The sequence below is a fragment of the Pseudomonas sp. PSPC2-3 genome, assembly GCF_049898265.1.
Lineage (GTDB): Bacteria > Pseudomonadota > Gammaproteobacteria > Pseudomonadales > Pseudomonadaceae > Aquipseudomonas > Aquipseudomonas veronii.
Genome location: NZ_JAFCXJ010000002.1, coordinates 626,126 through 649,889 on the forward strand (window position 1 = coordinate 626,126; position 23,764 = coordinate 649,889).

Here is a 23,764-nt window from a genome sequence, read left to right on the forward strand (position 1 = left end):
GTTTTTTTATCCGCAAATGAGCCCGAGCGCAACGAAACACAGATAAATATTCTTCTACGCCCCGCCTATGATTGTTGTAGGACAAGATTTCTCCTACCCGGAGGATGACGGTCAGCTAGCGCGCCCACTACAAGAAATTCACAAGATCGAGCGTAGAAAGCCATGAACCAGCCGTATGCACCGCTGCGCCTGCACGTTCCCGAACCCTCGGGCCGCCCAGGCTGCAAGACTGACTTTACCTACCTGCGTCTGACCGACGCCGGCCTGGTGCGCAAACCCAGCATCGACGTAGAACCCGCCGACACCGCCGATTTGGCCAAGGGCCTGATCCGCGTGCTCGACGACCAGGGCCAGGCCCTCGGTCCGTGGGCTGAAGACGTGCCTGTCGAGATCCTGCGCCGGGGCATGCGCGCCATGCTCAAGACGCGCATCTTCGACAACCGCATGGTGGTCGCCCAGCGTCAGAAGAAAATGTCGTTCTACATGCAGAGCCTCGGCGAAGAAGCCATCGGCAGCGCCCAGGCCCTGGCCTTGAACATCGACGACATGTGCTTCCCCACCTATCGCCAGCAAAGCATCCTGATGGCCCGCGACGTGCCGCTGGTGGACCTGATCTGCCAACTGCTGTCGAACGAGCACGACCCGCTCAAGGGCCGGCAGTTGCCGATCATGTATTCGGTGAAAGACGCCGGTTTCTTCACCATTTCCGGCAACCTTGCTACCCAATTCGTACAAGGTGTGGGCTGGGGCATGGCTTCGGCGATCAAGGGCGATACCAAGATCGCCTCGGCCTGGATCGGCGACGGCGCCACTGCCGAATCGGACTTCCACACCGCCCTCACCTTCGCCCACGTCTACCGCGCGCCGGTGATTCTCAACGTGGTCAACAACCAGTGGGCCATCTCCACCTTCCAGGCCATCGCCGGCGGTGAAGCCACCACCTTCGCCGGACGCGGCGTCGGGTGCGGCATCGCCTCCCTGCGCGTGGACGGCAACGACTTCATCGCGGTGTACGCCGCTTCCGCCTGGGCCGCCGAACGCGCGCGCCGCAACCTCGGCCCGACCCTGATCGAATGGGTCACCTACCGCGCCGGCCCGCACTCCACTTCGGATGATCCCTCCAAATACCGCCCCGCCGATGACTGGAGCCACTTCCCGTTGGGCGACCCGATTGCGCGCCTCAAACAGCACCTGATCAAGACTGGCCAGTGGTCCGAAGAGGAACACACGACGGTCAGTGCCGAACTGGAGGCCGAAGTGGTCAAGGCGCAGAAAGCAGCCGAACAGTACGGCACCCTCGCCGGCGGCCAGATTCCAAGCGCCGCGACCATGTTCGAAGACGTCTACAAAGAGATGCCGGAGCACTTGAAGCGCCAGCGTCAAGAGTTGGGGGTCTGACATGAACGATCACAACAACAGCATCGAATTGGAAACCGCCATGACCACCACCACCATGACCATGATCCAGGCCCTGCGCTCGGCCATGGACGTGATGCTTGAGCGTGACGACAACGTGGTGGTGTTCGGCCAGGACGTCGGCTATTTCGGCGGCGTATTCCGTTGCACCGAAGGCTTGCAGAACAAGTACGGCAGTTCGCGGGTGTTTGACGCGCCGATCTCCGAAAGCGGCATCGTCGGCGTGGCGGTGGGCATGGGCGCCTACGGCCTGCGCCCGGTGGCGGAAATCCAGTTCGCCGACTACGTCTACCCAGCCAGCGACCAGATCATCTCCGAAGCGGCACGCCTGCGTTATCGCTCGGCCGGCCAGTTCACCGCGCCGTTGACCCTGCGCATGCCCTGCGGCGGCGGCATCTACGGCGGCCAGACCCACAGCCAGAGTATCGAAGCGGTGTTCACCCAGGTCTGCGGCCTGCGCACGGTGATGCCGTCCAACCCCTATGACGCCAAGGGCCTGTTGATCGCCTCGATCGAAAACGACGACCCGGTGATCTTCCTCGAACCCAAGCGCCTGTACAACGGCCCGTTCGACGGCCACCACGACCGCCCGGTAACGCCGTGGTCGAAACACCCGCAGGCGCAAGTGCCGGACGGTTACTACAGCGTGCCGCTGGACGTGGCCGCGATCGTGCGTCCGGGTTCGGCCGTCACCGTGCTGACCTACGGCACCACCGTGTACGTGTCGCAAGTCGCCGCCGAAGAAACCGGTATCGACGCCGAAGTTATCGACCTGCGCAGCCTGTGGCCGCTGGACCTGGAAACCATCGTCAACTCGGTGAAAAAGACCGGCCGTTGCGTGGTGGTGCATGAAGCCACCCGCACCTGCGGCTTTGGCGCCGAGCTGGTGGCGCTGGTGCAGGAACATTGCTTCCACCACCTGGAAGCGCCGATCGAACGCGTCACCGGTTGGGACACCCCCTACCCGCACGCGCAGGAATGGGCGTATTTCCCAGGGCCGTCCCGTGTGGGCGCGGCGTTGAAACGGGTCATGGAGGTCTGAATGGGCACGCACGTTATCAAGATGCCGGACATTGGCGAAGGCATCGCAGAAGTTGAACTCTCGGCCTGGCATGTGAAGGTCGGCGACCTGGTCGTCGAAGACCAGGTGCTGGCGGATGTGATGACCGACAAGGCGATGGTGGACATTCCCTCGCCGGTCCACGGCAAGGTACTTGCCCTCGGCGGCGAGCCGGGTGAAGTCATGGCCGTGGGCAGTGTGCTGATCAGCATCGAAGTGGAAGGCGCGGGCAATACCAAAGACGTGCCGATGACGGCCGAACCGGCCAAGGCGGCGCCTGCGCCGGTGGCGCAAAACAAGCCGGCCCCAGCGGTAGAAAACACACTGGCGCTCAAACCGTCCGTCGCGCCCCAGGCCCCCGTGGCCCGCGATGCCAACGAGCGTCCGCTGGCCTCCCCCGCCGTGCGCAAGCATGCGCTGGATGCAGGCATTCCCCTGCGCCTGGTGCAGGGGTCCGGTCCGGCGGGCCGGATTCTGCACGAAGATTTGGACGCTTACTTGCTCCAGAGTCCGGCGAAAAAAACTACGACTGCCAACCCCTACGCCGAACGCAACGACGAAGAACAGATCCCGGTGATCGGCATGCGCCGCAAAATCGCCCAGCGCATGCAGGACGCCACCCGGCGCGCCGCGCATTTCAGCTATGTGGAAGAGATCGACGTCACCGCCCTCGACGAACTGCGCGTACACCTCAATGAAAAACACGGTGCGACACGCGGCAAGCTGACGCTGCTGCCGTTCATCGTGCGCGCCATGGTCGTGGCGTTACGCGATTTCCCACAGATCAACGCACGTTACGACGACGAAGCCCAGGTCATCACCCGCCTCGGCGCGGTGCATGTGGGCGTCGCCACCCAGAGCGATGTGGGCCTGATGGTGCCGGTGGTGCGCCACGCCGAAGCACGCAGCCTGTGGGGCAATGCCGAGGAAATCGCGCGTTTGGCCAACGCCGCGCGTAATGGCAAGGCCAGCCGCGACGAACTGTCGGGGTCGACCATCACCCTGACCAGCCTCGGCGCCTTGGGCGGCATCGTCAGCACGCCGGTGCTGAACCTGCCGGAAGTGGCCATCGTCGGCGTCAACCGCATCGTCGAGCGGCCGATGGTGATCAAGGGCCAGATCGTGATCCGCAAGATGATGAACCTCTCCAGCTCGTTCGATCACCGCGTGGTCGACGGTATGGACGCGGCGCAATTCATCCAGGCCATTCGCGGCCTGCTCGAACAACCCGCCAGCCTGTTCCTGGAGTAAGGGCATGACTCAGACATTGCACACCACCCTGCTGATCATCGGCGGCGGCCCTGGCGGTTATGTGGCGGCGATCCGCGCCGGCCAGCTGGGCATCCCGACCATCCTCGTGGAAGGCCAGGCGCTGGGCGGCACCTGCCTGAATATCGGCTGCATCCCGTCCAAGGCCTTGATCCATGTGGCCGAACAGTTCCAGCAGACCGTACACCACAGCCAGGGCTCCCAACTGGGCATCGAAGTGGATGTGCCGACCCTGGACATCCGCAAAAGCGTGGCTTGGAAAGACGCCATCGTCGACCGCCTGACCAGCGGGGTTGCCGCGCTGCTGAAGAAACACAAGGTGCAGGTCATCCACGGGTGGGCCAAGGTGGTGGACGGCAAGACCGTCGACGTCGACGGCCAGCGTATCCAGTGCGAACACCTGCTGCTGGCCACCGGCTCGAAAAGCGTCAACCTGCCGATGCTGCCGATCGGCGGGCCGATCATCTCGTCCACCGAAGCCCTGGCGCCGACCCGCGTGCCCAAGCGCCTGATTGTGGTGGGTGGCGGTTATATCGGCCTGGAACTGGGGATTGCCTACCGCAAGCTGGGCGCCGAAGTCAGCGTGGTCGAAGCGCAGGAGCGTATCCTGCCGGCCTACGACGCCGAGCTGACCCAGCCGGTGGCCGACTCCCTCAAGCAATTGGGTGTGAAGCTGTACCTCAAGCACAGCGTCACCGGCTTTGAGCACAACCGCCTGCAAGTGCGCGACCCGAAGGGCGACACCGTGTCGCTGGAGACCGATCAGGTGCTGGTCGCCGTCGGTCGCACCCCCAACACCCGGGGCTGGAACCTCGAAGCGCTGGACCTGGAGATGCACGGCGCGGCGGTCAGGATCGACCACCGCTGCCAGACCAGCATGCGCAATGTGTGGGCCATCGGCGACCTCAGCGGCGAGCCGATGCTCGCGCACCGGGCCATGGCCCAGGGCGAAATGGTCGCCGAACTGATCAGCGGTCAACACCGCGAATTCAACCCGGCGGCGATCCCGGCCGTGTGCTTTACCGACCCGGAGTTGGTGGTGGTCGGCAAGTCGCCCGACGAGGCCAAGGCGGCGGGGCTGGACTGCATCGTGTCGAGCTTCCCGTTCGCGGCCAATGGCCGGGCCATGACCCTGGAGTCGAAAAGCGGCTTCGTGCGGGTGGTGGCGCGGCGTGACAATCATCTGATTGTCGGCTGGCAGGCGGTTGGCGTCGGCGTGTCCGAGCTGTCCACCGCCTTTGGGCTGAGCCTGGAAATGGGCGCGCGCCTGGAAGACGTGGCCGGCACCATCCACGCCCACCCGACCCTAGGCGAAGCCGTCCAGGAAGCCGCCCTACGAGCGCTGGGCCACCCCCTCCCACAAAAGCCCGCTCCCACATGAAGCAAGAATGCAGTATTGTTGCGCTCATTCAGAAAAAAACCGACTTGACCAGAGATAGAGGGTGTCATGGGTAACGAAAGCATCAATTGGGACAAGCTGGGTTTTGACTACATCAAGACCGACAAGCGGTTTATCCAGACCTGGAAAAACGGCGAGTGGCAAGCGGGCACCCTGACCGAAGACAACGTGCTGCACATCAGCGAGGGCTCCACCGCCCTGCACTACGGCCAACAGTGCTTTGAAGGCCTCAAGGCCTATCGCTGCAAGGACGGCTCGATCAACCTGTTCCGCCCGGACCAGAACGCCGCGCGCATGCAGCGCAGTTGCGGTCGCCTGTTGATGCCGCAAGTGCCGACCGAAGCCTTCATCGACGCCTGCAAGCAAGTGGTTCGTGCCAACGAGCGGTTCATCCCGCCGTATGGCAGCGGCGGCGCGCTGTACCTGCGCCCGTTCGTGATCGGCACCGGTGACAACATCGGCGTGCGTACCGCGCCGGAGTTCATCTTCTCGGTGTTCGCGATCCCGGTCGGCGCCTACTTCAAGGGCGGCCTGGTGCCGCACAACTTCCAGATCTCCGGCTACGACCGCGCCGCGCCACACGGTACCGGCGCCGCCAAGGTCGGTGGCAACTACGCCGCCAGCCTGCTGCCAGGTTCCGAAGCGAAAAAAGCCGGCTTCGCCGACAGCATCTACCTGGACCCAGCCACGCACTCGAAGATCGAGGAAGTCGGTTCGGCCAACTTCTTTGGGATCACCCGAGACAACAAGTTCATCACGCCGAAGTCGCCTTCGGTACTGCCAGGCATCACCCGCATGTCGCTGATCGAACTGGCCAAGACCCGCCTGGGCCTGGAAGTGGTCGAAGGCGAAGTGTTCATCGACCAACTGGATATCTTCCAGGAAGCCGGTGCCTGCGGGACGGCTGCCGTGATCTCGCCGATCGGCGGCATCGAGTACCAGGGCAAACTGCACGTGTTCTACAGCGAGACCGAAGTCGGCCCGATCACCCAGAAGCTCTATAAAGAGCTGACCGGCGTGCAATCCGGCGACGTCGAAGCGCCAGAAGGCTGGATCGTCAAGGTCTAACCCCGCCACACCGCAAAACCCTGTAGGAGGGGGCTTGCCCCCGATAGCGGAGTGTCAGTCACTGGAGGTATCGACTGACCCACCGTCATCGGGGGCAAGCCCCCTCCCACATTTGATCTGCGATCATTCTCAGGATTGAGTCGGAATATTTTCCACCATCTTCTTGCCCATGCTGATCCTCGGCTCCACCCCGTACCCCAACGCCTCGTAGAACCCCACCACCGTGTCATTGCCGCCGGTGATCTGCAGGTTGATCTTCATACACCCCAAGGCGCTCAAGGCCTGCTCCGCATGCCGCACCAGCGACGCACCCAGCCCTTGCCGGCGATAGTCGGCGCGCACCGCCACCGAATACAACCAACCACGATGCCCGTCGTACCCCGCCAGAACAGTACCGATCACGACGTTCTTATCCGTCGCCACAAAGAACAGCCCGTCATTGACCGCCAGCTTCTTATCGATCGCCAGGGTCGGCAGGTTGTGCGCGGTGTCATAACCAAAAGCGTCCTGCCACAACGTAACCACCTGCGCCCGGTGCAGACGGTCGCGGTAGACGCCGATAGGGTGACGCGACGACAGCGCTTTCTCCATCACCAACGTGCGCTCGTTGCCATGGTAGACGTCGCGCACGGTGTGAAAGCCCAGTTTGGTATAGAACGACTCGGCGCTCAGCGAAGACGGCACGTTCAACACCGTCACCCCGGCCTCACGGGCGCGCAATTCGATTTCGATCATCAGCAGCCGACCGATGCCCTGCCCTTGCAGCGCCGGGTTGACGAACACCGAGCGCACCACATTACCGTCAAGGGAAGCGGTGGCGACGATCACTTCGTCCTGAACCGCCACCAGCACCGACCGACGCCGGAGCAGTTCGAGCACCGCATCGGGTGTGAAGTTGCCCGCCACCCGGGCGATCACATCCGCCGGGTAATCCCGCGCATTACTGCTGTGCAAGGCGGCGAGGATGACCCGGCTGATCCCATCTGCATCGGCGGCCTGGGCAATACGAACGGCGATAGACATGCACTCTCCTTCCTGACTCGGATACCACAACCACCCCCATACTAATGTGGGAGCTGGCTTGCCTGCGATAGCGCTCCGTCAGCCAACCTATCCGCCACCGTTTGATCGCATTCCAGCCCGCACAGCCGATTCGGCTGCCACACCCCACTTTTCAGCTTTCCCGGCTGAGCGCCGCCTCGGTTTCAGCCGGGATTCCTCCGTCAACCCGCACAAAATAGCTCCACTGCTCAACCCATGGATTCGTGCCCCCATGCAAACCACCAACACCGTCTTGATGATTCGCCCGGCGCGCTTTGCCTTCAACCCGGACACCGCGATCAACAACCGTTTCCAACGCCAGCCCCTCGACCCGCTCGACGCACAGCACAAAGCGCTGGAAGAGTTCGACGGCTATGTCGACACCCTGCGCCGGCATGGCGTCGAAGTCCTGGTCGTGCAGGACACCCCGGCACCGCACACCCCCGACTCGATCTTCCCCAACAACTGGTGGAGCAGCCATGCCGACGGCAGCCTGGTGCTCTACCCGATGGAAGGCCAGAACCGCCGATTGGAGCGCAACAAGGGCGTGCTGCACGTCCTCGAACAGCGTTTTGCAATCAAGGACACCATTGACCTCAGCCATCTCGAAGAACAGAACATCTTCCTCGAAGGTACCGGCAGCATGGTGCTCGACCGCCAGCACCGGATCAGCTACGCCTGCCACTCCGGGCGCACCCACCACGACGCCCTGCGCCAGTTCGCCGAACGCCTCGACTACCAGCTCTGCGTGTTCCACGCCGTCGACCGCCACCACGCGCCGATCTACCACAGCAACGTGATGATGAGCGTTGGCCGCAACCTCTCGGTGGTGTGCCTGCAAGCCCTGCCGGACGCCGAAGAGCGCCAGGCCCTGGAGCATTCCCTGCGCGACACCGGCAAGGACATCCTCGCCCTCGATTTCGACCAGTTGGAAGCCTTCGCCGGCAACATGCTCGAAGTCCACGACCGCGACGGCCAGCCGCTGCTGGTGATGTCCGCCAGCGCCTGGAACGCCCTGCAACCCGCGCAGCGCCGGCATGTGGAACGCCACACGCGGCCGGTGGTGGTGAACATCGACAACATCGAACGCATCGGCGGCGGCAGTGCCCGCTGCATGCTCGCGGAGGTGCATCTGCCCGCCCGCGCCACCTTCCAATAACTACAGGAGCCACTCCATGACCCGCTATATCGACGTCAACGACCTCAGCTACCTGGTCTCGCAAAAAGGCCTGCAAACCTGCATCACCGAGATGGCCGAGTACATCCGCGCCGACTACCTGCGCTGGCAGGATTTCGAGAAGTGCGCGCGCCTGGCCAACCACTCGCCGGAGGGCGTGATCGAACTGATGCCGGTGTCCGACGCGTCGCTGTATGCCTTCAAATACGTCAACGGCCACCCGAAAAACACCCAGGCCGGCATGCTCACCGTGATGGCCTTCGGCGCCTTGGGTGACGTGGGCACCGGCCGGCCGCTGTTGCTGGCGGAAATGACCCTGACCACCGCGATTCGCACCGCCGCCACCTCGGCCCTGGTCGCACGCTACCTGGCCCGGGACAACAGCCGCAGCATGGCGCTGATCGGCAACGGTTCGCAAAGCGAATTCCAGGCCCTGGCCTTCCACACCCTGCTGGGCATCAATGAAATCCGCCTGTTCGACATCGACGCCAGGGCCACCGCCAAGCTGGCGGCCAACCTCAAGGCGTTCCCGGCAATCAAGGTGATCCTGGCCGCCAGCGTGGCCGAAGCGGTGAAAGGCGCGGACATCGTCACCACCGTCACCGCCGACAAGGCCTACGCGACCATCCTCACCGACGAGATGATCGAACCCGGCATGCACCTCAACGCCGTGGGCGGCGATTGCCCGGGCAAGACCGAACTCGATCGACGCATCGTCGAGCGTGCGCGGGTGATCGTCGAATACGAACCGCAGAGCCGCATCGAAGGTGAAATCCAGCACATGCCGGCCGATTCGCCGGTCACCGAACTGTGGCAAGTGATCAACGGCCAGGCGCCCGGCCGCGAGAATGCGCGCCAGGTCACCCTGTTCGACTCGGTGGGTTTTGCCATCGAAGACTATTCGGCGCTGCGCTACGTGCTGGACATGGCCAAGGCGCTGGACGTCGGCAGCGAACTGGAACTGGTGCCCGACCTGGCCGACCCGAAAGACCTGTTCGCACGCCTGGCCCAACCTCCGCGCGTACAGCACAAAAAGCGCGCCTGAAACCGCTCTGGCCTGCCGCTTTGCGCCGAGGGCAGGCCAGAACCGCGACGATCAAAAGCCGATTCAGCGGGTGCCGCAGCCGATTCCGCTGCATTGCCTGTTTTAACAGCGCAATTCGCGCTTTGAGCACGGGGTAAACGACACAAAAAACGCACCACCTTGAAGCATTCTGAGCGCGACCGAAGAGTCAGCAAATGAATGCGCGCTGCTCCTTTGACTGCCCTGACATCAATTACAAAATATAGGGACTCCACATGACGCCACTCCGCTCATTGTTCGCTGCGTTGCTATTGCCGCTGTGCGCCAGCGCCGCCCACGCCCAAGACTGGAAAGAAATCCGCTTCGGCGTATTCCCCGAATACCCACCCTTCGAGTCCGTCGCCGCCGATGGCAGCCTGCAAGGCTTCGATATCGAGCTGGGCAACGCGATCTGCGCCAAGCTCGAAGTCAAATGCACCTGGGTGCATAACGAATTCGACGGCATGATCCCCGCCCTGCGCGCGCGCAAGTTCGACGCGATCATGTCCTCCATGGCCGTGACCCCGGCGCGGGAAAAACAGATCGACTTCACCGACCGCCTGTTCCTCAGCCCCACCTCGGTGATCACCCGCAAGAACGCCGACTTCGGCGACACGCCGGAATCCCTCAAGGGTAAACAGGTCGGCGTGCTGCAGGGCTCGTTGCAGGAAGCCTACGCCCGCGCGCACCTGGCCAAGCTCGGCGCCCAGATCAAGGCGTACCAGTCCCAGGACCAGAACTACGCCGACCTGCAAAACGGCCGCCTCGACGCCACCCTGACCGACAAACTCGAAGCCCAGCTCAACTTCCTGTCCAAGCCCGAAGGCGCCGACTTCAAGACCGGCCCGGCCTTCAAGGACCCGACGCTGCCCCTGGACATCGCCATGGGCCTGCGCAAGAACGACCAGGAACTGCGCGCGCTGATCAACAAGGGCATCGCCGCCGTCCAGGCCGATGGCACCTACGCCCAGATCCAGAAGAAATACTTCGGCGATCAAGACATCTACAACGAGTAAGCCAACACCGCCCCTGTGAGAGAAGACTTGTGTGGGAGGGGGCAATCCCCCTCCCCCAAAAGCCCGCTCCCCCAGGGGTCTGTCTGCGCCCTTTAGAGATCTCCCCATGAACGAATTCCTCAACCTGCAGGGCTACGGCCCGATGCTCGCCCAGGGCGCCTGGATGACGGTCAAGCTGGCGTTCCTCGCACTGGCCCTGAGCCTTGGCCTGGGCCTGATCGCCGCTGGCGCCAAACTCTCCAGCGTCAAACTGCTGCGGGTGCCGGCCACGCTCTACACCACGCTGATTCGCAGCGTGCCGGACCTGGTGCTGATCCTGCTGATTTTCTACAGCCTGCAACTGTGGCTGAACGACCTGACCGAAGCCTTCGGCTGGAACTACTTTGAAATCGACCCGTTTACCGCCGGGGTGGTCACCCTGGGGTTTATCTACGGCGCCTATTTCACCGAAAACTTTCGCGGCGCGATCCTCAGCGTGCCGGCCGGTCAACTGGAAGCCGCGACCGCCTATGGCCTGAGCCGCTGGCAGCGCTTTCGCCTGGTGCTGTTCCCGCAGTTGATGCGCTTCGCCCTGCCGGGGCTGGGCAATAACTGGCTGGTGTTGCTCAAGTCCACGGCGCTGGTGTCGATCATCGGCCTGTCCGACCTGGTCAAAGCCGCACAGAACGCCGGCAAGACCACCAACGAGCCGCTGTACTTCCTGATCCTCGCGGGCCTGGTGTACCTGGTGATCACCACCCTCTCCAACCGCATCTTCAAGCGCCTCGAACGGCGCTACAACCTCGGCATCAAGGGGATGGCGCGATGATCGAACTGTTCCAGCAATACGGCCTGGCCTACCTGTACAGCGACGGCGCGGGTGTGTCCGGGGTGGCGATGACCCTGTGGTTGTTCATCATCTCGGTGCTGTTCGGGTTTTTCCTGTCGATCCCCCTGGCGATCGCCCGCGTCTCGGAACACGCCTGGCTGCGCTGGCCGGTGGAGGTGTACACCTACCTGTTTCGCGGCACGCCGCTGTATATCCAACTGTTGATTTGCTACACCGGGCTGTACAGCCTGGAGGTGGTGCAGGACAACGCCCTGCTCAACCAGTTCTTTCGCAACGCGTTGAACTGCACGCTGCTGGCGTTCGTCCTCAACACCTGTGCCTACACCGTGGAAATCTTCGCCGGGGCGATCCGCAACATTCCCCATGGCGAAATCGAAGCGGCACGCGCCTATGGCCTGCACGGCTGGCGACTGAATCTGTTTGTGGTGGTGCCCGCCGCGCTGCGCCGTGCGTTGCCGGCCTACAGCAATGAAATGATCCTGATGCTGCACGCCACGTCGCTGGCGTTTACCGCCACCGTCGCCGACATCCTCAAGGTGGCCCGCGATGCGAATGCCGAGACGTTCCTGACGTTCCAGGCCTTCGGTATCGCCGCGCTGCTCTACATGCTGCTGTCCTTTGCACTGGTGGGCCTGTTTCGACTGGCCGAACGTCGCTGGATGCGTTTTCTTGTTCCTACCCGAGGCTAACCCATGAATCAGTCCGCGCAGGCCCTGGCCACTTATCCCGTCGATACACCCGCAGCCCCTATCGCCAAGGCGGCGACGGCGGCGGTCAAACTGCAAGTCGAAGGCATCCACAAACGCTACGGCGAACATGAAGTGCTCAAGGGCGTTTCCCTCAACGCACGCAACGGCGATGTGATCAGCCTGATCGGCGCCAGCGGCTCGGGCAAAAGCACGATGCTGCGCTGCATCAACTTTCTCGAACAGCCGGACGCCGGGGTCATCACCCTGGACGGCATCAGCATCGAAATGCGCCAGGGCCGCGCCGGCACCCGCGCACCGCACCAGGCGCAACTGCAGAACCTGCGCACACGCCTGGCCATGGTGTTCCAGCATTTCAACCTGTGGAGCCACATGACCGTACTGGAAAACATCACCATGGCCCCGCGCCGGGTGTTGGGCGTGAGTGCGGCCGAGGCGGAACGACGTGCGCGGCTGTACCTGGACAAGGTCGGCTTGCCGGGCCGGGTGGCGGATCAATACCCGGCGTTTCTGTCCGGCGGCCAGCAGCAGCGCGTCGCCATCGCCCGCGCCTTGGCGATGGAACCGGAAATCATTCTGTTCGACGAACCGACCTCCGCCTTGGACCCTGAGCTTGTAGGAGAAGTCCTCAAAGTCATACAGACGTTGGCTGAGGAAGGTCGTACCATGTTGATGGTCACCCACGAAATGGGCTTTGCCCGCAAGGTGTCCAGCCAAGTGCTGTTTTTGCACCAGGGCCGCGTCGAAGAACAAGGCGGTGCCGAAATTCTCGACCATCCCAACAGCGAACGCTTGCAGCAATTTCTTTCCAACCGCTTGAAGTGAAACCCATGGATACCAAGGCCAACGGACCCCATTCCTCCCCTGCGCTGGATCGCATCGATGAGGCGATCATCGACGTGCTGCGGCATCAGGGGCGTATCACCTACGAGAAGCTCTCGTCGCTGGTGCATCTGACCCCCAGGCCCTGCCTGGAACGGGTGCGCAAGCTCGAACGGCGCGGGGTGATCCGCGGGTACGGGGCGATCATCGACGTGCAGATGGTCTCACCGGGGCTGTCGCTGCTGGTGCTGGTGGCCTTGTCCAACCAGAGCGGGCGCTCGGCGCAAAAGGCCTTCGAAGCCTGCGTCAAAGCCTGCCCGCAGGTGTTCGAATGCCAGTTGATCAGCGGGCCGTTCGACTACAGCCTGCGCATGCGTTGCCGGGATATGGAACATTACCGAGTGCTGACGGAGACCTGGTTGAACAACGATGAATTGCACATCGACAAATTGGTGGCCCACCCCGAACTCGCGGTAGTCAAAAACACCGCCACCGAACTGGCCTGATCCCCAGACACCGAAGATCAAATGTGGGAGGGGGCTTGCCCCCGATGGCAATTTGTCAGCTACAAATTAGTTGACTGATACACCGCCATCGGGGGCAAGCCCCTCCCACATTTGGATCTCCGTGGATCAGATAGGGCTCATTCTGCTCTTGGGTTCGGCCTTATAGCCGACCACATCCGGGAAGCCGAACGCGGTCGAGATTGTGGGAGGAGGCTTGCCCCCTCCCACATTTGGATCTCCGTGGATCAGATAAAGCTCATTCTGCTCTTGGCCGCGGCCTTATAGCCGACCACATCCTGGAAGCCGAACGCGGTCAAGAGTGTGGGAGGGGGCTTGCCCCCGATTGCAATCTGTCAGCTACAAATTAGTTGACTGACACACCGCCATCGGGGGCAAGCCCCCTCCCACATTTGGATCTCCGTGGATCAGGTAGGGCTCATTCTGCTCTTGGGCGCGGCCTTATAGCCGACCACATCCTGGAAGCCGAACGCGGTCAAAAGTGTGGGAGGGGGCTTGCCCCCGATTGCAATCTGTCAGCTACAAATTAGTTGACTGATACACCGCCATCGCGGGCAAGCCCCCTCCCACATTTGGATCTCCGTGGATCAGATAGGGCTCATTCTGCTCTTGGCCGCGGCCTTATAGCCGACCACATCCTGGAAGCCGAATGCGGTCAAGAGTGTGGGAGGGGGCTTGCCCCCGATTGCAATCTGTCAGCTACAAATTAGTTGACTGATACACCGCCATCGGGGGCAAGCCCCCTCCCACATTTGGATCTCCGTGGATCAGATAGGGCTCATTCTGCTCTTGGCCGCGGCCTTATAGCCGACCACATCCTGGAAGCCGAACGCGGTCAAAAGTGTGGGAGGGGGCTTGCCCCCGATTGCAATCTGCCAGCTACCAATTAGTTGACTGATACACCGCCATCGGGGGCAAGCACCCTCCCACATTTTCTACCCCGGTACGGCAGATGCCTCCAAAAGTCGCTACAAGCGTTCATCAGCTCGCCGTAGCAAGCAGCAAATCCTGCACCGAACGCCCCTGCCCACGGTGGCGATCATGCGCGTACAACGATGCGGCAATCTCATCCGCCCGGATCGGCAGCACCGACAGCAAGGTATCGCTCAACCCATGGCTGGCCTGGCTGAAACCCTGGATGTAGATGCCGGCCTTGCACCGCTCATCCGTCACGATGCGGTAATCACGGCTGACTTCGAAATCGCTCATATAGGCCTGCAGCGGCGCCAGCAACTCGCGGTGCATCTGGCGCTCGTAGCCGGTGGCCAGGATCACCGCGTCGTAATGGCTGACGCTGGTTTCGCCACTGGCGTTATTGCGCAGGGTCAACTCGATGCCCAACGGACCGGCGCTGACGTTCTCGACCACGGTCATGGTGCGGAAGGCCTGGCGCGCGGTGCCGGAGACTTTCTGGCGATAGAAGATGCCATAGATGCGCTCGATCAACTCCAGGTCGACCACCGAATAGTTGGTGTTCTGGTACTCGGCGATCAGCCGCTCACGCTCGGCGCCGACCTGCTGGAACACCAGGTCGGTAAAGGCCGGCGAAAACACTTCGTTGACGAACGGGCTGTCATCCGCCGGTTTCAGCGCCGAGCCGCGGAGGATCATATCGACTTGTACCGCCGGGAAGCCGTCGTTCAAATCGATGAACGCTTCGGCCGCGCTCTGGCCGCCGCCGATCACCGCGATACGCATCGCCTTGCCCTGCACGCAAGGTTGCTGGGCCATGCGCGCCAGGTACTGGGAATGGTGGAACACGCGGGGGTCATCCCTGAACGCCTTGAACACGTCGGGCACGCGCGGCGTGCCGCCGGCGCTGACCACCACCGAACGGGTGGTGCGGACATGCTGTTCACCCAACGCATCGCGGGAAATCACGCGCAGTGCTTCAACCTGCTGCTGATGCAGGATCGGTTCGATGGCCAGCACTTCCTCGCCGTAGCGGCTCTGGGCCTGGAACTGCCCGGCGACCCAGCGCAGGTAGTCGTTGAACTCCATGCGGCACGGATAGAACGTGCCGAGGTTGATGAAATCGACCAGACGGTTGTGGGCTTTCAGGTAGTTGACGAAGGAATACGGGCTGGTGGGGTTGCGCAGGGTCACCAAGTCCTTGAGGAACGAAATCTGCAGTTCGCTCTGGGTCACCAGGGTATTGCCGTGCCAACGGTAGTCGGCCTGCTTGTCGAGAAACAGCACGTCGAGTTTGCCCTGGGCCTTTTCGCGCTCCTGCAGGGCGATGGCCAGCGCCAGGTTCGAAGGGCCGAAACCGATACCGATCAAGTCGTGAACCGCGGGCGAAGCAATTGCCTGTGTCATTCCAGTGTCCTCTGGATAAGCCCCTTGGCGGTGGGGCGGGAATACCTTCACGACCTGCACAACAGGTCATGTGTTGATAGGAAACGAGGACAATGAATTAAAATTTAACCACTTGACGCTCAGGGTGCGTCCCACTCGCGCATCCGCACCCGGCAGTGCTTCATCGCATTGACAATGTGTTTTTCCACCAGGCTGCGGGAAATCCCCAGGCGCTCGGCAATCTGCGCGTGGGACAGGCCGTCGAGCTTGCGCAGCAGGAAGCTGTCGCGGCAGACCGCCGGCAACTCGGCCAAGGCGCGTTCGAGCATCTGCAGGCGCTGAGTGTGATCGTGGGTGGCGTGGGGCGAAGCGTTGGCGAAGCGCTCTTCGGCGTCCAGCACCTCCAGCGGCTCGACCTGACGCAAGGCGTTGCGTCGATGGCCGTCGATCACCAGGTTCAGCGCGGTACGGTACAAAAAGGCGCGGGGCTGGTCGATGGGGGTGTCACTGGCGCGTTCCAGCACCCGCACATAAGCGTCATGCACCACATCTTCGGCCACCTGGCGGTTGCCCAGCTTGGCGTTGAGGAAACACACCAGCTCGCGATAGTAGTTTTCCAACATGACTCCCGACCACCTGACGGCGGTATTAGGTCCTTGAATGCTTAAAAAGACAGCCCATGAGTGATGGCAGTTTGGGTAAGTGCAATTTATAGTAATTCTCATCTACTTTTAAAGAAGACTTGCTTCAGCGGGCAATTTTTTTACTCGCCAGCACTGTAACTACTTGTGAAACAGCCTAAATCTTCGGGCCATGCTCTCGTTTAACTGTCAGCCCCCCGCAACTGCGGTCCGAACTTTCCTGGCTGGAACCAACCCATGAAACGCCCTCGACCTGCCCGACACGCCCTGCTGGTTGTGGCGTGCCTGATCCCTGTTATCGGCATCGCCGCCTGGCAATTGCAGCCGCCGGGGCGCGACAGCCTGGTCACCGTTACCGTGACCCGCGGCAACATTGAAAACAGCGTCACCGCCCTGGGCACCCTGCAACCGCGACGCTATGTGGATGTGGGCGCCCAGGCGTCCGGGCAGATCCGCAAGATCCATGTCGAAGCCGGCGATCAGGTGCAGGAAGGCCAGTTGCTGGTAGAGATCGACCCCTCGACGCAAAAAGCCAAGCTCGACGCCAGCCGCTACGCCATCGAAAACCTCAAGGCCCAATTGCAGGAGCAGAAAGCCCAGCACGCACTGGCGCGCCAGAAGTACCAGCGCCAGCAGCGCCTGGCCGCCGGCAACGCGACCCGCGAAGAGGACGTGCAAACCGCCAAGTCCGAACTGAGCGCCACCCAGGCGCGGGTCGACATGTTCCAGGCGCAGATTCTCCAGGCCCAGGCCAGCCTGCGCAGGGACGAGGCGGAATTGGGCTATACGCGCATCTATGCGCCGATGACCGGCACCGTGGTGGCGGTGGACGCACGGGTCGGCCAGACCCTCAATGCCCAGCAGCAAACGCCGCTGATCCTGCGCATCGCCAAGTTGTCACCGATGACCGTGTGGGCCGAGGTCTCGGAAGCCGATATCGGCCACGTCAAACCCGGTATGACCGCCTATTTCACCACCCTCAGCGGCGGCAACCGCCGCTGGACCAGCAGCGTGCGGCAGATCCTGCCGATCCCGCCCAAGCCGCTGAACGAAACCCAGGGCAGCGGCAGCCCCAGCAGTTCGAACAAGAGCGGCAGCGGCCGCGTGGTGCTGTACACCGTGCTGCTGGACGTGGACAACAGCGACAACGCCTTGATGGCCGAAATGACCACCCAAGTGTTTTTCGTCGCCGGCCAGGTCAAGGATGCGCTCACCGCGCCGGTCGCCGCCCTGCAAGACAGCACCAGCGCCGACCGGCAGACCGCCCGCGTGGTCGCGGAAAACGGCCGCATCGAAGAGCGCGTCGTGCGTCTGGGCATCAGCGACCGCCTGCGCGTCGAAGTGTTGGAAGGCCTCAGCGAAGGCGATCACCTGCTGATCGGGCCGGGCGACGGCAGCGGGGGGTTGAATTGAGCACGCCCCTGATCGAACTCAAGCACATCCGCAAATCCTACGGCGGCGGCGACAGCCCGCAGGTCGACGTATTGCGCGGCGTCGACCTGTCGATCCATGCCGGGGAATTCGTCGCCATCGTCGGCGCCTCGGGTTCCGGCAAATCCACACTGATGAACATCCTCGGCTGCCTCGACCGCCCCACCGCCGGCGACTACCTGTTCGCCGGCGAAAACGTCGCGCACCTGGACAGCGACGCACTGGCTTGGCTGCGCCGCGAAGCCTTCGGCTTTGTGTTCCAGGGCTACCACTTGATCCCGTCGGCGTCGGCCCAGGAAAACGTCGAAATGCCGGCGATCTACGCCGGCATCAGCGCCGCCGAACGCCACGCCCGCGCCAGGGCCCTGCTCACGCGCCTGGGCCTGGCCGACCGCACCGGCAACCGTCCGCATCAACTGTCCGGCGGCCAGCAGCAACGGGTCTCCATCGCCCGCGCGCTGATGAACGGCGGGCATATCATCCTCGCCGACGAGCCCACCGGCGCCCTCGACAGCCACAGCGGCGCCGAGGTAATGCGCCTGCTCGACGAACTGGCCAGCCAGGGCCACGTGGTGATCCTGATCACCCACGACCGCGACGTGGCGGCGCGGGCCAACCGCATCATCGAAATTCGCGACGGCCTGATCATCAGCGACTCGGCCGACAGCACCCGCCACCGCCCGGCCAGCGCCGACAGCGCCGACAGCGCGGCGCTGCAAGCCGTCGACCTGCGCCAGCGCCTGGCCGAAGGCGCCGAGCACAACGGCGCGTGGAAGGCCGAACTGCTCGACGCCGTGCAGGCCGCCTGGCGCGTGATGTGGATCAACCGCTTCCGCACCGCCCTGACCCTGCTCGGGATCATCATCGGCGTGGCCTCGGTGGTGGTGATGCTGGCGGTGGGCGAAGGCAGCAAGCGCCAGGTCATGGCACAGATGGGCGCATTCGGCTCCAACATCCTCTACCTCAGTGGCTCCTCGCCCAACCCGCGCACGCCGCTGGGCATCGTGACCCTCAACGATGTCGCGGCATTGGCGACGCTGCCGCAGATCAAGCGGATCATGCCGGTCAACGGCAGCGACGCCGGCATCCGCTACGGCAACCTGGATTACCTGGCCTATGTGGGCGGCAACGACGTCAACTTTCCGCAGATCTTCAACTGGCCGGTGGTCGAGGGCAGTTACTTCACCGAAGCCGACGAGCGCGCCGGTGCCACGGTCGCGGTGATCGGCCACCGCATCCGCGAGAAACTGTTCAAGCAGGTCAGCCCGATCGGCCAATACATCCTCATCGAAAACGTGCCTTTCCAGGTGATCGGCGTGCTCGCGGAAAAGGGCTCCAGCTCCGGCAATAAAGACAGCGACGACCGCGTGGCCATTCCCTACTCCGCCGCCAGCGTGCGCCTGTTCGGCACGTACAACCCCGAATACGTGGTGATTGCCGCCGCCGATGCGCGCAAGGTACGGGAAGCCGAACAAGCCATCGACCAACTGATGCTGCGCCTGCATAACGGCAAGCGTGACTACCAACTGACCAACAACGCGGCAATGATCCAGGCCGAGGCGCACACGCAAAACACGCTGTCGCTGATGCTCGGTTCGATCGCCGCGATTTCGCTGCTGGTGGGCGGCATCGGGGTGATGAACATCATGTTGATGACCGTGCGCGAACGCACCCGCGAAATCGGTATCCGCATGGCCACCGGCGCGCGCCAGCGCGACATCCTGCGCCAGTTCCTGACCGAGGCGCTGATGCTCTCGGTGGTTGGCGGCCTGTGCGGTATCGGCCTGGCGCTGCTGGTCGGCGGCGTGCTGATGCTGGCCAAGGTCGCAGTGCAGTTTTCCCTGGTGGCGGTGCTCGGCGCGTTTGGCTGCGCACTGGTCACCGGTGTCGTATTCGGCTTTATGCCGGCCCGTAAAGCTGCCCGGCTCGATCCGGTTAAGGCGTTGACCAGTGAATAAACGATCCCCCGCCCCCCCTGTGTGCGTACTCGGCCTGTGCCTGCTGCTCAATGCCTGCGCCGCCAGCCTGCCCGCCGTCGACAGCGGCGTGGCAGCACCGACCGCCTGGCAGTACGCCGAGCGTGACGCCGCCCAACTCAACAACCAGCGCTGGTGGACGCAATTCGGCAGCCCGCAACTGAACCGCCTGATCGAACAGGCGCGCCGTGACAGTTTTGACGTGGCGGCCGCCGTCGCACGGGTGCGCCAGGCCCAAGCCACGGCAGTGATCGCCGGCGCACCGCTGTTGCCGGAAGTGAAGTTCAACCTGTCCACCAGCCATCAGAAGTTACTGCGCGGCCAGGGCGGGCCGGACCTGGACGCGACGCAAAGCAATGACACGGTCAACAGCTTCGGCGCCAACCTCAGCGCCAGTTATGAAGTGGATTTCTGGGGCGGCCGCACGGCCGCGCGAGACAGCGCCCTGCATAGCCTGCGGGCCAGCGCGTCGGACCAGGCTACCGTGGAACTGACCCTGCTCAGCAACGTCGCCGACCGCTACGCGCAAACCCTCGCCGCACGCCAGCGCGAGCAGATCGCCGAGTTGAACCTGGCGAATGCACGCAATGTGCTGGAACTGGTGCAGACCCGCTACGACGCCGGTTCCGCCACGGCCCTGGAACTGGCCCAGCAGCAAAGCCTGGTCGCCAGCCAGCAACGGCAATTGCCGCTGATTCAACAACTGGCGCAAGAGTCGCGGATCACCCTCGCCGCCCTCCTCGGCCAGCCGGTCCAGGCGTTGGACCTGGGCACCGAGCCCTTCCAGGCCCTCACCTGGCCGCGCATCGGCCCGGGCGTGCCCAGCCAACTGCTGAGCCGGCGCCCCGACCTGGCCAAGGCCGAGGCCGAACTGGCGGCGGCGCAAGCGGATGTTCGCGTCGCCCGCGCGGCCATGCTGCCTGCGGTGACGCTCGGCGCGACCTTCGGCTCCGACGCCGGCAAAGCCGTGGAGATCCTGCGCAGCCCGTATTACACGCTGACGGGCGGCCTGGTCGCACCGATCTTCAACAACGGCCGTTTAACCGCCGAACGGGACAAGGCCCGCGCGCGCCAGGACGAGCTGCTGCAGACCTATCGCGGGGCGATCATCAACGGTTTCGCCGATGTGGAAAAAGCCCTCAGCAACATCACGCGCCTGGACCAGCAGCGCCAATGGCAAACGCAAGAGCTGCAGGCGGCGCAGAACGCCTTGCGCATCGCCGAAAGCCGCTACCAGGCGGGCGCCGAAGACTGGCTGAGCGTGCTGGACAGCCAGCGCACCCTGTACACGGCCCAGGACCTGAATGTGCAACTGCGCTTGTCGCGCCTGCAAGCCAGTATCGCCTTGTACAAAGCTTTGGGCGGCGGCTGGGAATCCGACATCCGATAAACGAAAGTCGCATTTCGTACACTCGCCGTTTTGTCCTCCTACATTTTTCCCCCCACGGTCCTTGGTAAAAAAGTCGTCCCGAATGAGCAGCCACAACAGTGGCTTCTTTTTCTCACACGACAGGCCAGGATCGCTGATGAAACCCCTTCCAGCTGCAAGCGCAATCACCTACCGTTGCCTGGTGCTGGTCGCAGCCCTGGCGCCCACCGGCGCTTACGCTGAAACGCCGCGCTCGCCGTTCGGCATCGAATGGTTCCTGGACTGCCCGCAGCCGGCGCTCGAACGCCTGGACCCGGAAGTCATCGAACGCACCCAATGCGGCATCGTCACCGCGCCCCTGGACCATGGGGCGCCAGAGCGTGGTCGCATCAGCTTCGACATCACCCGCGTCGGCGCCAAACTGCCGCTGTCACGCCAGGGCGCGATATTCGCCAACCCGGGGGGCCCCGGGCTCGACGCCGGCGGCGCCTTCGCCGTACACCTGGCCACCGTCTGGAAGCACTACGCCCGGCAACCCGACTGGGGCGACACTTACCGCCAGTTGGCCGATACCTATGATGTGATCGAAGTCACCCCGCGGGGCCTGGGCCGGCTGCCGGGCTCACGCCTGGAATGCCGCTCCGACGCGCGGATCGTGCCGCAAGCGGACGTCAGCGAAGACCGCAGCGCGGCCAACCTCGCCGCCGCGCGCCAGAATGCGCGGTTGATCGCCCAAGCCTGCGCCAGCCATCCGCTGACGCCTTACATCACCACCGAGCAAACCGCCCGCGACCTGGAATTTGTGCGCAAGCAATTGGGCGAGTTGCAGTTCAACTACCTGGGCAACGCCTACGGCACCTGGCTCGGCGCCTGGTACGGCGGCCTGTTTCCGGCGAACGTGGGGCGCATGGTGCTCGACTCGAACATCAACTGGACCTCAACGTTCGAGCACGCCAGCGTGATCGTCGCCAGCGAAAAGGAGAAGATTTTCGAGCGCTTCGTGGCCCAGGCCGCCGCCCTCGACCCTGGCGTGTATCAGCTGGGCGACACGCCGGCCGCCGTGCGCCGTGTGTTCATGGAACTGCTGCCCAGCGTGCGTACCGCGCTGCGTTCCAGCAACCGTTTCTACAGCGACCCCGCCGGCCTGATGGGCGCCCACGTGCTCAGTCGCTGGCTGCGGGACACTCCCGACGGCGACGACCTGGCGCTGGAAACGCGTGCCCGCGCGCACCGCTTCAGCCCCGACCCGGTGATCGAAGAGCGCGCCAAGTCGATGTTCAGCCTGCTGCTGCAGCGCGTGCGCGAACCCTTGCAGGCCAACGTGCCCAAGCCCGGGCCGTTGCGCATGTCGGCCGCCGACTCGGTCAAAACCGCGATCCTGTGCAATGACTCGACCTACTCCAACGAAGACCTCTGGCAGCAGAAAGAAACCGAATCACTCGCCAAGTACCCGGTCGCCGGCAGCGCCCTCGAGGCGCGTCAATGCACCACCTGGCCGCAACAACACAGCCGGGGCTTGCCGTACAAGGAACTCGCCCGGCTCGACAGTCTGCTGATGGTCCAGGCCGAATTCGACGACCAAACCCCGTCCACCGGCGCCGCCTGGGCCTTCGAGCGCACCTTCCCGGCGAGCCGCGTACAACTGAAGAACGCCTATGCCCACGGGGTTTCGTTCAGCGGCGTGAGTGCCTGTGTGAACCAGTGGGTGGGCGATTATCTGATGCATGGGAACAAACCGCCGCGCTCGACGGTGTGTACGGATGCCACTGTGCAATGAGTCTCCGTTTGCGACCTTTCCACACCAGAAACGACACCCTGCGTTGACGCTACGGCCCAATCGTTATTAAGTGCTATTTATCCGCATTAATACGATAAATAGACCCCATGCTCACTCGCCCGCTACGACGCAAACGCCAGAAGCTGTCCGACGTGATTGTCGAGTCGGTCAAGCGCTCCATCGTCACCGACGCTTTGAAGCCCGGCGACCGCCTGCCCACCGAGCGCGAGCTGATGGAAAGCTTCCAGTGCTCCAAGGGCTCGGCCCGCGAAGCGCTCAAGGCCCTGGAAGTCGAAGGCCTGGTCAGCACGCGCACCGGCCCGAGTGGCGGAGCCTACCTGAACCAGGCCGGCACCGAACCGGCCAGCCGCGCACTGCGCAACTACCTGCACTTCCAGCACCTGGATGGCGAGCAGGTGTACCAGTTGCGCAAGGTCATCGAAGTGGAACTGGCGGTGTCGGTGCTCGGGCGCCTGAGCGAAGACGACTACCAGGCCCTGCAGGCCAACGTGGATTTTTGCAGCGCGCCGGAAGACAGCGAGGCCGGCCAGCGCGAACAACGCCTGGCGGAACTGGAGTTCCACAACCTGCTCGCCAAGGCCTGCCCCAACCCGCTGCTGAGCTTTACGGCGCAATTTCTCAACGACCTGCTGCGCGACCTGGTGGTGCTGAAAAAAGCCTACAAGCCCAAGCGCAAGCAGTTCGACGCGGCCAACCTCGACTATCACAAGCAACTGTTGAGCGCCTTTCGCGCCGGCGATGAAAGCGCGGTGCGCAGCCTGATGCATGAACACATGTGCGACGCCGAACACCATATGACCGCGCTCGAAGGCCAGGTCAGCCCGCATTTTCTACTGGAGTTCGATCACTCTTAAGAACAC

The 23,764-nt window shown here is 63.4% G+C and carries 20 protein-coding genes; 17 read left to right on the forward strand and 3 right to left on the reverse strand.

All coding sequences use genetic code 11. From position 1 onward, the window contains the following. The first annotated feature begins 162 nt into the window (after nucleotides 1–162). The 5 genes from ACP7E3_RS06750 to ACP7E3_RS06770 all read left to right on the forward strand — a co-directional run bounded on the left by ACP7E3_RS06750 (nucleotide 163) and on the right by ACP7E3_RS06770 (nucleotide 6,212). Nucleotides 163–1,398, forward strand: a complete 1,236-nt coding sequence (locus ACP7E3_RS06750; RefSeq protein ID WP_169866024.1) for a 3-methyl-2-oxobutanoate dehydrogenase (2-methylpropanoyl-transferring) subunit alpha — start codon at nucleotides 163–165, stop codon at nucleotides 1,396–1,398. Between the two features lies 1 nt (nucleotide 1,399). Then, the gene (locus tag ACP7E3_RS06755) at nucleotides 1,400–2,458 is read left to right on the forward strand and encodes an alpha-ketoacid dehydrogenase subunit beta (protein WP_017847500.1); all 1,059 of its coding nucleotides are present in this window, start codon (nucleotides 1,400–1,402) and stop codon (nucleotides 2,456–2,458) included. Further along, complete coding sequence (locus ACP7E3_RS06760; protein WP_426122638.1) at nucleotides 2,459–3,727, forward strand: dihydrolipoamide acetyltransferase family protein; 1,269 nt, start codon at nucleotides 2,459–2,461, stop codon at nucleotides 3,725–3,727. A 4-nt stretch (nucleotides 3,728–3,731) separates the two neighbouring features. Then, a complete protein-coding gene (gene lpdA / locus ACP7E3_RS06765) occupies nucleotides 3,732–5,126 on the forward strand; it encodes a dihydrolipoyl dehydrogenase (RefSeq protein WP_426122640.1) in 1,395 nt (464 codons plus the stop codon). A gap of 66 nt (nucleotides 5,127–5,192) precedes the next feature. Then, complete coding sequence (locus ACP7E3_RS06770; protein WP_017847503.1) at nucleotides 5,193–6,212, forward strand: branched-chain amino acid aminotransferase; 1,020 nt, start codon at nucleotides 5,193–5,195, stop codon at nucleotides 6,210–6,212. Between the two features lie 129 nt (nucleotides 6,213–6,341). Here the strand turns inward: ACP7E3_RS06770 and ACP7E3_RS06775 are convergent, their stop codons facing one another. After that, nucleotides 6,342–7,235, reverse strand: a complete 894-nt coding sequence (locus tag ACP7E3_RS06775; RefSeq protein WP_017847504.1) for a GNAT family acetyltransferase — start codon at nucleotides 7,233–7,235, stop codon at nucleotides 6,342–6,344. Between the two features lie 250 nt (nucleotides 7,236–7,485). Here ACP7E3_RS06775 and ctlX point away from each other — a divergent pair, with 250 nt between their 5' ends. The 7 genes from ctlX to ACP7E3_RS06810 all read left to right on the forward strand — a co-directional run bounded on the left by ctlX (nucleotide 7,486) and on the right by ACP7E3_RS06810 (nucleotide 13,373). Continuing rightward, nucleotides 7,486–8,412 carry a citrulline utilization hydrolase CtlX gene (gene ctlX / locus ACP7E3_RS06780; protein WP_426122643.1) on the forward strand — a complete coding sequence of 309 codons (927 nt, stop codon included), beginning with the start codon at nucleotides 7,486–7,488 and terminating at the stop codon, nucleotides 8,410–8,412. Between the two features lie 16 nt (nucleotides 8,413–8,428). After that, a complete protein-coding gene (locus tag ACP7E3_RS06785) occupies nucleotides 8,429–9,475 on the forward strand; it encodes an ornithine cyclodeaminase (RefSeq protein WP_426122645.1) in 1,047 nt (348 codons plus the stop codon). 254 nt (nucleotides 9,476–9,729) lie between these two features. Then, nucleotides 9,730–10,509 (forward strand): ABC transporter substrate-binding protein, encoded by a 780-nt coding sequence (locus ACP7E3_RS06790; RefSeq protein ID WP_046382800.1) that lies wholly within the window; start codon nucleotides 9,730–9,732, stop codon nucleotides 10,507–10,509. A 106-nt stretch (nucleotides 10,510–10,615) separates the two neighbouring features. After that, entirely contained in the window at nucleotides 10,616–11,317 is a 702-nt protein-coding gene (locus ACP7E3_RS06795; RefSeq protein WP_057005601.1) for an ABC transporter permease, read from the forward strand. Further along, nucleotides 11,314–12,027, forward strand: a complete 714-nt coding sequence (locus tag ACP7E3_RS06800) for an ABC transporter permease (protein WP_046382798.1) — start codon at nucleotides 11,314–11,316, stop codon at nucleotides 12,025–12,027. The genes ACP7E3_RS06795 and ACP7E3_RS06800 overlap by 4 nt, the downstream gene beginning before the upstream one ends. 3 nt (nucleotides 12,028–12,030) lie before the next feature. Next, nucleotides 12,031–12,870 carry an ABC transporter ATP-binding protein gene (locus ACP7E3_RS06805; RefSeq protein WP_426122648.1) on the forward strand — a complete coding sequence of 280 codons (840 nt, stop codon included), beginning with the start codon at nucleotides 12,031–12,033 and terminating at the stop codon, nucleotides 12,868–12,870. Nucleotides 12,871–12,875: 5 nt separating this feature from the next. Continuing rightward, on the forward strand, nucleotides 12,876–13,373 hold the full coding sequence (locus ACP7E3_RS06810; protein ID WP_029296543.1) for an Lrp/AsnC family transcriptional regulator: 498 nt from the start codon (nucleotides 12,876–12,878) through the stop codon (nucleotides 13,371–13,373). 999 nt (nucleotides 13,374–14,372) lie between these two features. Here ACP7E3_RS06810 and ACP7E3_RS06815 read toward each other — a convergent pair. Continuing rightward, the gene (locus ACP7E3_RS06815; protein ID WP_017847508.1) at nucleotides 14,373–15,710 is read right to left on the reverse strand and encodes a lysine N(6)-hydroxylase/L-ornithine N(5)-oxygenase family protein; all 1,338 of its coding nucleotides are present in this window, start codon (nucleotides 15,708–15,710) and stop codon (nucleotides 14,373–14,375) included. A 119-nt stretch (nucleotides 15,711–15,829) separates the two neighbouring features. Further along, nucleotides 15,830–16,312 carry a sigma-70 family RNA polymerase sigma factor gene (locus ACP7E3_RS06820; RefSeq protein ID WP_017847509.1) on the reverse strand — a complete coding sequence of 161 codons (483 nt, stop codon included), beginning with the start codon at nucleotides 16,310–16,312 and terminating at the stop codon, nucleotides 15,830–15,832. Nucleotides 16,313–16,567: 255 nt separating this feature from the next. Here ACP7E3_RS06820 and ACP7E3_RS06825 point away from each other — a divergent pair, with 255 nt between their 5' ends. The 5 genes from ACP7E3_RS06825 (at nucleotide 16,568) to ACP7E3_RS06845 (ending at nucleotide 23,758) form a co-directional block, all read left to right on the forward strand. Continuing rightward, nucleotides 16,568–17,743, forward strand: coding sequence for an efflux RND transporter periplasmic adaptor subunit (locus ACP7E3_RS06825; protein WP_057005604.1), 1,176 nt, complete (start codon nucleotides 16,568–16,570; stop codon nucleotides 17,741–17,743). Continuing rightward, entirely contained in the window at nucleotides 17,740–19,719 is a 1,980-nt protein-coding gene (locus tag ACP7E3_RS06830; RefSeq protein WP_057005605.1) for a MacB family efflux pump subunit, read from the forward strand. Before ACP7E3_RS06825 ends, ACP7E3_RS06830 begins: the two co-directional genes overlap by 4 nt. Further along, nucleotides 19,712–21,127, forward strand: a complete 1,416-nt coding sequence (locus tag ACP7E3_RS06835; protein ID WP_426122652.1) for an efflux transporter outer membrane subunit — start codon at nucleotides 19,712–19,714, stop codon at nucleotides 21,125–21,127. The genes ACP7E3_RS06830 and ACP7E3_RS06835 overlap by 8 nt, the downstream gene beginning before the upstream one ends. 136 nt (nucleotides 21,128–21,263) lie before the next feature. Next, nucleotides 21,264–22,883 carry an alpha/beta fold hydrolase gene (locus ACP7E3_RS06840; RefSeq protein WP_108525015.1) on the forward strand — a complete coding sequence of 540 codons (1,620 nt, stop codon included), beginning with the start codon at nucleotides 21,264–21,266 and terminating at the stop codon, nucleotides 22,881–22,883. 107 nt (nucleotides 22,884–22,990) lie between these two features. Next, a complete protein-coding gene (locus ACP7E3_RS06845; protein ID WP_046382795.1) occupies nucleotides 22,991–23,758 on the forward strand; it encodes a FadR/GntR family transcriptional regulator in 768 nt (255 codons plus the stop codon). The last annotated feature ends 6 nt before the right edge of the window (nucleotides 23,759–23,764 follow it).

What these genes read in the sequence shown, in the direction of transcription:
- ACP7E3_RS06820 (WP_017847509.1), bottom strand. Translation starts at nt 16,312, where the DNA reads ATGTTGGAAAACTACTATCGCGAGCTGGTGTGTTTCCTCAACGCCAAG.
- ACP7E3_RS06805 (WP_426122648.1), top strand. Translation starts at nt 12,031, where the DNA reads ATGAATCAGTCCGCGCAGGCCCTGGCCACTTATCCCGTCGATACACCC.
- ACP7E3_RS06845 (WP_046382795.1), top strand. Translation starts at nt 22,991, where the DNA reads ATGCTCACTCGCCCGCTACGACGCAAACGCCAGAAGCTGTCCGACGTG.
- ctlX (WP_426122643.1), top strand. Translation starts at nt 7,486, where the DNA reads ATGCAAACCACCAACACCGTCTTGATGATTCGCCCGGCGCGCTTTGCC.
- ACP7E3_RS06825 (WP_057005604.1), top strand. Translation starts at nt 16,568, where the DNA reads ATGAAACGCCCTCGACCTGCCCGACACGCCCTGCTGGTTGTGGCGTGC.
- ACP7E3_RS06775 (WP_017847504.1), bottom strand. Translation starts at nt 7,235, where the DNA reads ATGTCTATCGCCGTTCGTATTGCCCAGGCCGCCGATGCAGATGGGATC.
- ACP7E3_RS06785 (WP_426122645.1), top strand. Translation starts at nt 8,429, where the DNA reads ATGACCCGCTATATCGACGTCAACGACCTCAGCTACCTGGTCTCGCAA.
- ACP7E3_RS06800 (WP_046382798.1), top strand. Translation starts at nt 11,314, where the DNA reads ATGATCGAACTGTTCCAGCAATACGGCCTGGCCTACCTGTACAGCGAC.
- ACP7E3_RS06755 (WP_017847500.1), top strand. Translation starts at nt 1,400, where the DNA reads ATGAACGATCACAACAACAGCATCGAATTGGAAACCGCCATGACCACC.
- ACP7E3_RS06810 (WP_029296543.1), top strand. Translation starts at nt 12,876, where the DNA reads ATGGATACCAAGGCCAACGGACCCCATTCCTCCCCTGCGCTGGATCGC.
- ACP7E3_RS06770 (WP_017847503.1), top strand. Translation starts at nt 5,193, where the DNA reads ATGGGTAACGAAAGCATCAATTGGGACAAGCTGGGTTTTGACTACATC.
- ACP7E3_RS06795 (WP_057005601.1), top strand. Translation starts at nt 10,616, where the DNA reads ATGAACGAATTCCTCAACCTGCAGGGCTACGGCCCGATGCTCGCCCAG.
- ACP7E3_RS06815 (WP_017847508.1), bottom strand. Translation starts at nt 15,710, where the DNA reads ATGACACAGGCAATTGCTTCGCCCGCGGTTCACGACTTGATCGGTATC.
- lpdA (WP_426122640.1), top strand. Translation starts at nt 3,732, where the DNA reads ATGACTCAGACATTGCACACCACCCTGCTGATCATCGGCGGCGGCCCT.
- ACP7E3_RS06790 (WP_046382800.1), top strand. Translation starts at nt 9,730, where the DNA reads ATGACGCCACTCCGCTCATTGTTCGCTGCGTTGCTATTGCCGCTGTGC.
- ACP7E3_RS06760 (WP_426122638.1), top strand. Translation starts at nt 2,459, where the DNA reads ATGGGCACGCACGTTATCAAGATGCCGGACATTGGCGAAGGCATCGCA.
- ACP7E3_RS06840 (WP_108525015.1), top strand. Translation starts at nt 21,264, where the DNA reads ATGAAACCCCTTCCAGCTGCAAGCGCAATCACCTACCGTTGCCTGGTG.
- ACP7E3_RS06750 (WP_169866024.1), top strand. Translation starts at nt 163, where the DNA reads ATGAACCAGCCGTATGCACCGCTGCGCCTGCACGTTCCCGAACCCTCG.